The organism is Streptococcus sp. oral taxon 431 (assembly GCF_023115445.1).
In the GTDB taxonomy this organism is placed as follows: Bacteria; Bacillota; Bacilli; order Lactobacillales; family Streptococcaceae; genus Streptococcus.
The window spans coordinates 192,562-202,246 of the sequence record NZ_JALDUI010000002.1 but is presented as its reverse complement, the minus strand read 5'-3'; the positions used below and the strand labels follow the sequence as shown (position 1 = coordinate 202,246).

Annotated in this window: 10 protein-coding genes, 1 tRNA gene, 1 other RNA gene and 1 pseudogene; all 13 read left to right on the top strand. The window is 39.3% G+C overall.

Going from position 1 to position 9,685, the window contains the following annotated elements; all coding sequences use genetic code 11:
• Nucleotides 1-2 precede the first annotated feature (2 nt).
• Nucleotides 3-76 (top strand) — tRNA-Asn (locus M1R56_RS02850).
• 178 nt (nt 77-254) lie between these two features.
• Nucleotides 255-770: pseudogene (tnpA, locus tag M1R56_RS02845) on the top strand (IS200/IS605 family transposase).
• 487 nt (nt 771-1,257) lie between these two features.
• Entirely contained in the window at nt 1,258-1,494 is a 237-nt protein-coding gene (comW, locus tag M1R56_RS02840) for a sigma(X)-activator ComW (RefSeq protein WP_248034531.1), read from the top strand.
• A 231-nt stretch (nt 1,495-1,725) separates the two neighbouring features.
• Nucleotides 1,726-3,012: an adenylosuccinate synthase gene (locus M1R56_RS02835; RefSeq protein WP_248034538.1), complete on the top strand. Its 1,287-nt coding sequence runs from the start codon at nt 1,726-1,728 to the stop codon at nt 3,010-3,012.
• A 331-nt stretch (nt 3,013-3,343) separates the two neighbouring features.
• Nucleotides 3,344-3,811, top strand: a complete 468-nt coding sequence (tadA, locus tag M1R56_RS02830) for a tRNA adenosine(34) deaminase TadA (RefSeq protein ID WP_248034530.1) — start codon at nt 3,344-3,346, stop codon at nt 3,809-3,811.
• A gap of 35 nt (nt 3,812-3,846) precedes the next feature.
• Nucleotides 3,847-3,941: signal recognition particle sRNA small type (gene ffs / locus M1R56_RS02825), an RNA gene on the top strand.
• A gap of 215 nt (nt 3,942-4,156) precedes the next feature.
• On the top strand, nt 4,157-4,600 hold the full coding sequence (locus tag M1R56_RS02820; RefSeq protein ID WP_248034529.1) for a dUTP diphosphatase: 444 nt from the start codon (nt 4,157-4,159) through the stop codon (nt 4,598-4,600).
• Entirely contained in the window at nt 4,560-5,117 is a 558-nt protein-coding gene (locus M1R56_RS02815; RefSeq protein ID WP_248034528.1) for a histidine phosphatase family protein, read from the top strand. The genes M1R56_RS02820 and M1R56_RS02815 overlap by 41 nt, the downstream gene beginning before the upstream one ends.
• Nucleotides 5,118-5,133: 16 nt before the next feature.
• Entirely contained in the window at nt 5,134-5,625 is a 492-nt protein-coding gene (locus tag M1R56_RS02810) for a hypothetical protein (protein WP_248034527.1), read from the top strand.
• Nucleotides 5,626-5,637: 12 nt separating this feature from the next.
• Nucleotides 5,638-7,032 carry a DNA repair protein RadA gene (radA, locus tag M1R56_RS02805; RefSeq protein WP_348982763.1) on the top strand — a complete coding sequence of 465 codons (1,395 nt, stop codon included), beginning with the start codon at nt 5,638-5,640 and terminating at the stop codon, nt 7,030-7,032.
• 71 nt (nt 7,033-7,103) lie between these two features.
• Nucleotides 7,104-7,799 carry a TIGR00266 family protein gene (locus M1R56_RS02800; RefSeq protein ID WP_248034526.1) on the top strand — a complete coding sequence of 232 codons (696 nt, stop codon included), beginning with the start codon at nt 7,104-7,106 and terminating at the stop codon, nt 7,797-7,799.
• A gap of 148 nt (nt 7,800-7,947) precedes the next feature.
• Nucleotides 7,948-8,442 (top strand): carbonic anhydrase, encoded by a 495-nt coding sequence (locus M1R56_RS02795; protein ID WP_006147430.1) that lies wholly within the window; start codon nt 7,948-7,950, stop codon nt 8,440-8,442.
• A gap of 216 nt (nt 8,443-8,658) precedes the next feature.
• Nucleotides 8,659-9,627 (top strand): ribose-phosphate diphosphokinase, encoded by a 969-nt coding sequence (locus M1R56_RS02790; RefSeq protein ID WP_075231173.1) that lies wholly within the window; start codon nt 8,659-8,661, stop codon nt 9,625-9,627.
• Nucleotides 9,628-9,685: the final 58 nt, after the last annotated feature.

Genomic DNA, 9,685 nt, shown 5'->3' with positions numbered 1-9,685 from the left:
AATCCGCCATAGCTCAGTTGGTAGTAGCGCATGACTGTTAATCATGATGTCGTAGGTTCGAGTCCTACTGGCGGAGTATGTAGACGTTCCTTGGAACGTCTTTTTTTATGTTACTTTCAGTCTGTCTCGCACCTCACGGAGCGAGACAAAAAAACACCCGCTATGTAGGTGCGCGTCGAAGGTTATACCTCAAAAACTCCAAATGCGATACAATAAAGGTGTTCAAGCCAATTGTAAAGCGAAAGGAGAAAAATATGGCACAAAAGGCACATAGTTTATCGCACACAAAGTGGCACTGTAAGTATCATATTGTGTTCACCCCTAAGTATAGACGAAAAGTAATCTATAATCAATATCGAAGTAGTTTAGGCGAAATATTTCATCGCTTGTGTAGTTATAAAGGAGTTGAGATTATCGAGGGTCACTTAATGCCAGACCATGTACATATGTTAGTCAGTATTCCACCGAGTATAAGTGTTTCAAGTTTCATGGGGTATTTAAAAGGTAAAAGTGCACTCATGATGTATGACAAACACGCTAATCTCAAGTACAAGTTTGGGAATCGTCATTTTTGGGCGGAAGGTTATTATGTGAGTACGGTTGGACTCAATGAAGCCACAATTAAGAAATATATTCAAGATTAAAGAAATTATCCAGTGGATGATTTCTTCACGAGTATGAAAATTTGAGAACGAGTAAAGCATGATATAGCACTAGATAAATTGAGTGTAAAAGAATATGAGGATCCCTTTAGAGATAGTGGTAAGTAATACCAAGGCCTCTTTAAGAGGCGAGTGACGAGCCAGCTTGAACAAGGTGAAAGCCAGCGTTTTTAGGCGCTGGCTGGTAATTTGGGCTTATAGTCCTGGTTCAAAACACCTGTTAGACGGGTTGTCATGATTTATCTTTCAGAGGTCATTTTTGTCTTTTTATATTTGCCACTTTATTAATATTTAATATTTTTATAAGTTTGTTAGATTTGAGTGTTTTATTTTAAGTTTTTTTTAATAGGTCTTATAAGTAAATCTTTAGTGGATTGTGTGGTCTTGCCATCATAGTTTAGACAGTATTTGTTTCTCTTTCATTAGGAAAATTTTAGATCTTTTTTTGAAATGTAGTATTGTGCACCTAATCTGTTAGTTGTCTTTATCTGTTATTTATTTGAATATTCATTATAGTACATGATAGAAGTATTTTCACAGGTTCTTCTATTTTTTTGTTATACTCATTTTATCAATAGAAATGGAGTCAAATAAAATGATTGAACAGATTTATAAACAATATCTTGATTTTTATGATGTTATTGAAAAGGAATATAGTTATTTAGTAGATAATGATTTAGAATGGGAAGTTTTTCATCTTAGATTTTTACTCTATTATTTAGTTCGATACAAGCTTGATATTATGCATCCTTTATTTTCTTTCCACTATAGAGCTTGCTACCGTTTGTACATTGAACAGCTATTGATTTCAAATGACTGTGTTGGGGGATAATTTATAATTTTCATATTTCCGAACGATTTTATAGTTTTTTCTTTTCATAATATAAATTTACAATATTTTTTTAATATTAATTTTCTAATTTTCTCTAATTCCCTAATGTTTCTGGTCTTTGGTCTTGAAAAAATTGAGAATCTTTATTATAATAAATTGTAAGATATAATTGCAGGTGAGATTCCTGCCATGTATGTGAGAAAGGAAGAGCCTAAGGGCTCAGACAAGATTATGACTTCAGTTGTTGTTGTAGGTACCCAGTGGGGTGATGAAGGTAAAGGGAAGATTACGGACTTCCTTTCAGCTAATGCAGAAGTGATTGCACGTTACCAAGGTGGCGATAATGCTGGTCACACAATTGTGATCGATGGAAAGAAATTTAAGTTGCACTTGATTCCTTCTGGAATTTTCTTCCCTGAAAAAATTTCTGTTATTGGGAATGGGATGGTTGTAAATCCTAAATCACTTGTGAAAGAGTTGAGCTATCTTCATGATGAAGGTGTTACAACAGATAATCTACGTATTTCTGATCGTGCGCATGTTATTTTGCCGTATCACATCGAGTTAGACCGTCTGCAAGAAGAAGCTAAGGGTGAAAATAAAATTGGTACTACTATCAAGGGTATCGGACCAGCTTATATGGATAAGGCTGCTCGTGTTGGAATCCGTATTGCAGATCTTTTGGATAAAGAGATTTTCCGTGAACGTTTAGAACGAAATCTTGCTGAGAAAAATCGTCAATTTGTAAAATTGTATGATAGCGAACCTATTTCATTTGATGATATTTTTGAAGAATATTATGAATATGGTCAACAAATCAAGAAATATGTGACAGATACATCTGTTATCTTGAATGATGCGCTTGATAATGGTAAACGTGTGCTTTTTGAAGGTGCACAGGGTGTTATGCTAGATATCGATCAAGGTACTTATCCATTTGTTACGTCATCAAACCCTGTAGCTGGTGGGGTGACAATTGGTTCAGGTGTCGGTCCAAGTAAGATTGACAAGGTTGTAGGTGTATGTAAAGCCTATACGAGTCGTGTAGGAGACGGTCCTTTCCCAACTGAGTTGTTTGATGAAGTAGGAGAACGTATCCGTGAAGTAGGTCATGAATATGGTACAACAACTGGTCGTCCACGTCGTGTGGGTTGGTTTGATTCAGTTGTCATGCGTCATAGCCGTCGCGTTTCTGGTATTACTAACCTTTCATTGAACTCTATCGATGTTTTGAGTGGTTTGGATACGGTGAAAATCTGTGTGGCTTATGATCTGGATGGTCAACGTATTGATTACTATCCAGCTAGTCTTGAGCAATTGAAACGTTGCAAGCCTATCTATGAAGAGTTGCCAGGTTGGTCAGAAGATATCACTGGAGTTCGTAATTTGGAGGATCTTCCTGAGAATGCGCGTAACTACGTTCGTCGTGTGAGTGAATTGGTTGGCGTTCGTATTTCTACTTTCTCAGTAGGTCCTGGTCGTGAACAAACAAATATTTTAGAAAGTGTTTGGTCGTAAGAGATTTTTAAGATTTGTTTAAGATAGGTCGGGTATACTATAGACAGTTACAAGAAGACCTCCTAACTTGTTGTAACAAATATCCTAAACTTTTCTTTTTCATAATAATCTCCCTATAAAGTCACCGCATTCGGTGGCTTTTTTTATGTAGTGAAACATGGTATAATGATAAAATTGATGATAGTCAGTGAAAATTAAAGAGTAAATTAGTTATGAATCGATAAAGATATTATTTTGAAGTTGCAGATGTTGGTATTACATTAATGCTAAGGAAATTCTGATATATTTGGAAGAGATTTAAAAAGATAATAAGCAGGAAAAGAGAGAAACTATGGATTATTCAGTTGAAGAAAAAGAAGCATTTATGCGAGAGGCCTTAAAGGAGGCAGAGATTGCTCTAGAACATGATGAAATCCCAATAGGTTGCGTAATTGTAAAGGATGGAGAAATCATTGGTCGGGGGCACAATGCACGTGAGGAGTTGCAACGTGCGGTCATGCATGCGGAAATTATGGCCATCGAGAATGCGAATCTGAGGGAAGAGAGCTGGCGTTTGTTGGACTGCACACTTTTTGTGACCATTGAGCCTTGTGTGATGTGCAGCGGGGCGATTGGGCTTGCCCGTATCCCAAAGGTAGTCTATGGGGCTAAAAATCAGAAATTTGGTGCAGCTGGAAGTCTGTATGATATCTTGACAGATGAGCGTCTTAACCATCGTGTAGAGGTTGAAACGGGAATTTTGGAAGATGAATGTGCAGCTATTATGCAGGATTTTTTTAGAAATAGACGGAAAAAATAATTTTGCTTTTAAAATGAAGAGGAATGTGATATAATAAATAGTGGAGCAACAGTTCTGCGTGAAGCGGGTCAGGGGAGGAATCCAGCAGCCCTAAGCGAAGTGAATTGTGTGCTCTTTTTTTCTGCTTTAAAGAAAACAGTTTAAGTGTGGCTAAAAAAGAATGAGTTTGTTAATAAAAGGGAAAATAAGGGACATTTGAAATATCTTTAAATTTTTGCGGTATGATTTTATTATTTGCTTTTTGATAGGACGCTTTTCTTTATTTTATATAGAAGATTTTTCGTGCTTTTTTCGAATAAATAAGATAAAATAGCCTAGAATATAAGATTTAAAAAGAGGGAAAATATGAAAATTCGTGGTTTTGAATTAGTTTCTAGTTTTACAGATGAAAATTTGCTGCCCAAGCGTGAGACAGCACATGCAGCTGGTTACGATCTAAAAGTTGCAGAACGTACGGTTATTGCTACGGGAGAGATTGTTCTCGTCCCTACGGGTGTTAAGGCCTATATGCAACCAACAGAAGTGCTCTATCTCTATGACCGTTCATCAAATCCTCGTAAGAAGGGATTGGTCTTGATCAACTCTGTGGGGGTCATTGATGGAGACTACTATGGCAATCCAGGAAATGAAGGACATATCTTTGCACAGATGAAGAATATCACAGATCAAGAGGTTGTTCTTGAAGTTGGGGAACGTGTGGTTCAGGCTGTCTTTGCTCCATTTTTGATTGCGGATGGCGATGCGGCAGATGGTGTTCGGACCGGTGGATTTGGATCAACTGGGCACTAAGATGAAGATTATCTTTGTACGTCACGGGGAGCCAGATTACCGTGAGTTAGAGGAGCGTTCCTATACTGGATTCGGGATGGATTTGGCGCCCTTATCAGAGGAGGGAAGACAGCAAGCTCAGGAACTGAGCAAAAATTCTTTGCTACACTCAGCTGATCTACTAGTTTCTTCTGCAGTCACAAGAGCTTTAGAGACTGCTAGCTATGTGGCTTGTGCTACTGGACTTCCTTTGAGAGTGGAGCCATTATTGCATGAATGGCAAGTCTATGAAAGTGGCGTAGAGAATTTTGAAAAAGCTCGTACTCTGTTTCTAGGAAATAATGGGGAGTTATCTCCTAATAGTCCTATTCAATATGAGACAGCTGAGGAAATGAGGTCTCGGTTTCTAGACTCTATGCGCAAGTATCGAGACTATCAGACAGTCGTTGTTGTCACTCATCGAATGCTCATGCGCCAGTTTGTGTCAAATGAGAAGATTGATTTTTGCCAAGTGATTGAGTGTGAGATAGAGATATAGAAAGAAGCACAATTAAATGAGCTATAAGGATTTTCAAGCTTTTACCGCAGAAAATTGTCAAGGGTATAAGAAGGTGTCTGAGATTAGTATTGGAGGTTTTCTTTACTTGGCTTTTCTTCCAGTAGACTATCAAAAAATCCTTTGCATTTCTTCAGAATATATGTCCATCATCGATAGTGAAAAAAGTCAAGTCACTCTAATAGATGGGGATTACGATGAGATAGAGTTAGTAGCTATGTGTGAAGGTTACGATTCTCCTATCCCTATCGCTGGACAATATGGTGGAAGCCTTCCTTTGTATAATGGTAAAGACATCCGAGTGACAATGGATAAAGACCAATCTGAAGAATATCCGATTTTAACCATTTATTGGGAAGAGAATAAAGAAACTAGGACTCAAATTTATAAAGGTTATTTACCCTATATTTTTGGATTTAGTCCTGATGGGGAGTATTATGTCCATGTGGATGATGGTGGACTGATTGTTCTGAAAAGAAATAGTTACTGATTTGGAAAATTAATAAGAGATTTTAAAAATGAAAGGATTAGAATCATCGCAAAGAAAAAAGCGACATTTATATGTCAGAATTGTGGATATAATTCCCCTAAATATTTAGGACGTTGTCCTAACTGTGGATCTTGGTCTTCTTTTGTTGAGGAAGTTGAGATTGCAGAGGTCAAGAATGCGCGTGTGTCCTTGACAGGGGAGAAAACCAAGCCTATGAAACTGGCTGAAGTGACCTCCATCAATGTCAATCGAACAAAGACCGAAATGGAGGAGTTCAACCGTGTACTCGGTGGGGGTGTGGTACCAGGGAGTCTCGTCCTAATTGGTGGAGATCCAGGTATTGGAAAATCAACCCTTCTCTTACAAGTCTCAACCCAGCTGTCTCAAGTAGGGACAGTTCTCTATGTCAGTGGGGAGGAGTCTGCTCAGCAAATCAAACTCCGTGCAGAGCGTTTAGGTGATATTGATAGCGAGTTTTATCTCTATGCAGAGACCAATATGCAGAGCGTGAGAGCTGAGGTGGAGCGAATCCAACCAGACTTTCTTATTATCGACTCTATTCAGACTATTATGTCTCCTGAGATTTCTGGAGTTCAAGGTTCTGTGTCTCAGGTGCGTGAGGTGACTGCAGAACTCATGCAGCTGGCAAAAACCAATAACATTGCCATCTTTATTGTAGGTCATGTGACCAAGGAGGGCACTCTGGCTGGGCCTCGTATGTTGGAGCATATGGTGGATACAGTACTTTACTTTGAAGGAGAGCGTCACCACACCTTTCGTATTTTGAGAGCGGTCAAAAACCGTTTTGGCTCCACCAATGAGATTGGGATTTTTGAGATGCGGTCGGGCGGTTTGGTTGAGGTACTCAATCCGAGTCAAGTTTTCCTAGAAGAGCGTTTGGATGGAGCAACTGGTTCGTCCATCGTGGTGACCATGGAAGGAACCCGTCCTATTCTTGCGGAGGTTCAGGCCTTGGTGACACCGACCATGTTTGGAAATGCCAAGCGGACTACAACAGGCCTTGATTTCAATCGTGCTAGCTTGATTATGGCTGTTTTGGAGAAACGGGCAGGTTTGCTTCTCCAAAATCAGGATGCTTATCTCAAATCTGCTGGTGGTGTCAAATTGGATGAGCCTGCTATTGATTTGGCAGTTGCGGTTGCTATAGCTTCGAGCTATAAGGACAAGCCAACCAATCCTCAGGAATGTTTTGTAGGAGAATTAGGTTTGACTGGAGAAATTCGGCGCGTGAATCGTATCGAGCAGCGCATCAATGAAGCAGCGAAACTTGGATTTACAAAAATCTATGTACCGAAAAATTCCTTGACAGGTATTAAGCCACCTAAGGAAATTCAGGTGATTGGAGTGACGACTATCGGAGAAGTCTTGAAAAAAGTATTTGCCTAATAGTCTTACTCAGTTTTAGATTGCAAAACACTTTATAGCTAATATTTATTAAAAACAAGGAGGAATTTCTGATGAAATTTTCTATGGATAGTCAAATGCAATTTCCTTTGGTAGAGTTATCGCTCAACCAAGGAGAAACAGTCTTTATCCAGCGCGGTAGCATGGTTTACCACACACCTAATGTCAGCCTCAATACCCAACTTAATGCGAGTGGTTCTGGTTTGGGACGTTTTGTCAAAGCTGTAGGACGTTCTATGGTTTCTGGTGAAAGTACCTTCATTACTCAAGCTATTGCAGAGTCTGATAACGGACATCTTGCTTTAGCACCAGATACTCCTGGTCAAGTGATTGCTCTTGAGCTAGGTGAAAAGCAGTATCGATTGAATGATGGGGCCTTTCTAGCTCTTGATGGTACAGCCTTCTATACAATGGAACGTCAATCTATTGGAAAAGCTCTGTTCGGAGGTCAAGGTGGTCTTTTTGTTATGACTACCCAAGGTCAGGGAACTCTTTTGGCCAATGCTTTTGGCTCTATTAAGAAAATTGAGCTGCAAAACCAAGAAATAACCATCGACAATGCCCATGTGGTAGCTTGGAGTCAATCTTTGGACTATAATATCCACTTAGAAAATGGCTTCTGGCAGTCTATTGGTACAGGCGAAGGAGTGGTGAATACCTTCCGAGGTACCGGTGAGGTCTATGTACAAAGTCTCAATCTTCAAAGCTTTGCAGGCTCTCTTAACAAGTATATTCAAAAAGGTTCATAATAATAAAAAAACTAGGGCAGAAACCCAAGCTAGAAGCTGGATGTCTCTGTCCTGGTTTTTTAATAGGGAGGTTGACAGCTGACAAATACTCTTAAAAGTGATAAGATAGGAGAAATATTTGATTATCAAATTTTTAAAGGGGGAAATCGTGTCGTATTTTGAACAGTTTATGCAAGCCAACCAGGCTTATGTTGCCCTGCATGGGCAGTTAAATCTGCCAATCAAGCCGAAAACAAGAGTAGCCATTGTGACTTGTATGGACTCACGTTTGCACGTTGCACAAGCTTTGGGGTTAGCACTTGGAGATGCTCACATTTTACGGAATGCGGGCGGTCGAGTGACAGACGATATGATTCGCTCACTCGTGATTTCTCAGCAACAAATGGGAACAAGAGAGATTGTGGTTCTTCATCATACAGACTGTGGTGCTCAGACATTTCAAAACGAAGAGTTTCAAGAACATTTAAAAACTGAATTAGGGGTTGATGTCTCGGGTCAAGATTTTCTCCCTTTTCAAGACGTTGAGGAGAGTGTTCGTGAGGATATGCAGTTACTTCGAGAATGCCCATTGATTCCAGATGATGTGGTTATTTCAGGGGCTGTTTATGATGTAGATACAGGCAGTATGAGAGAGGTATACTAACTTTTCCTTTGTGAGTTCCTATCTTCCTATGAGATAGAATGTCTAAGTTGTCACATTTCAGCTTGAATATAAGGAATATAAATGAGCACAAGACAAGAGGATAAATGTCCATTCTTGTCTTATTTTTTATTGAAAAATCAAGAAAAAAGCGCTACAATGGTAGTTGGAAAAATGTTGTGAAAAAACACAAGTGATACATAAATACTGGAGGAAATCATGTCTTTTTCTGATTTAAAGCTGTTTGCCCTTTCTTCAAATAGAGAATTGGCAGAGCGTGTGGCGCAAGAGATTGGGATAGAGTTGGGAAAATCGACTGTACGTCAATTTTCAGATGGAGAAATTCAAGTTAATATCGAAGAATCGATCCGTGGAAAACACGTCTTTATCCTACAATCAACTAGCTCACCTGTAAATGACAATCTGCTAGAAATTTTGATTATGGTAGATGCTTTGAAACGCGCCAGTGCAGAATCTGTCAACGTTGTTATGCCTTACTATGGCTATGCACGTCAGGATAGAAAAGCGAGAGCGCGTGAGCCAATCACTTCAAAACTTGTGGCAAATATGCTAGAAGTGGCTGGAGTGGATCGTTTGTTGACGATTGACTTGCATGCTGCGCAGATTCAGGGATTTTTTGATATTCCTGTCGATCACTTGATGGGTGCTCCTTTAATTGCAGACTACTTTGAGCGTCGTGGCATGGTTGGTTCTGACTATGTGGTTGTCAGTCCGGACCATGGTGGGGTGACTCGTGCTCGTAAATTGGCAGAGTTTTTGAAAACTCCGATTGCCATTATTGATAAACGTCGTAGCGTGGACAAGATGAATACCAGTGAAGTGATGAACATCATTGGTAAGGTAGAAGGTAAGACTTGTATTTTGATTGACGATATGATCGATACAGCTGGAACTATTTGCCATGCGGCGGATGCTCTTGCAGAAGCTGGTGCTGTCGAAGTTTACGCAAGCTGTACGCACCCAGTTCTTTCAGGGCCTGCTATGGACAATATCCAGAAATCAGCGATTAAAAAATTAGTTGTTTTGGATACCATCTACTTACCAGAAGAACGTTTGATTGATAAGATTGAGCAAATCTCTATTGCTCACCTTCTTGCGGATGCTATCGTCCGTATCCACGAAAAACGTCCTCTATCTCCATTATTTAGTATTGAGAAAAAAATCTAACGAATTCATTGGATAAGACAAAACTCCTAACAAAGTGATAGACCTTGTTGGGAGTTTT

Excerpts from the sequence above, each read along its gene's own strand:
- comW (WP_248034531.1), top strand. The coding sequence starts at position 1,258 with ATGATTGAACAGATTTATAAACAATATCTTGATTTTTATGATGTTATT.
- M1R56_RS02835 (WP_248034538.1), top strand. The coding sequence starts at position 1,726 with ATGACTTCAGTTGTTGTTGTAGGTACCCAGTGGGGTGATGAAGGTAAA.
- tadA (WP_248034530.1), top strand. The coding sequence starts at position 3,344 with ATGGATTATTCAGTTGAAGAAAAAGAAGCATTTATGCGAGAGGCCTTA.
- M1R56_RS02820 (WP_248034529.1), top strand. The coding sequence starts at position 4,157 with ATGAAAATTCGTGGTTTTGAATTAGTTTCTAGTTTTACAGATGAAAAT.
- M1R56_RS02815 (WP_248034528.1), top strand. The coding sequence starts at position 4,560 with ATGGTGTTCGGACCGGTGGATTTGGATCAACTGGGCACTAAGATGAAG.
- M1R56_RS02810 (WP_248034527.1), top strand. The coding sequence starts at position 5,134 with ATGAGCTATAAGGATTTTCAAGCTTTTACCGCAGAAAATTGTCAAGGG.
- M1R56_RS02800 (WP_248034526.1), top strand. The coding sequence starts at position 7,104 with ATGAAATTTTCTATGGATAGTCAAATGCAATTTCCTTTGGTAGAGTTA.
- M1R56_RS02790 (WP_075231173.1), top strand. The coding sequence starts at position 8,659 with ATGTCTTTTTCTGATTTAAAGCTGTTTGCCCTTTCTTCAAATAGAGAA.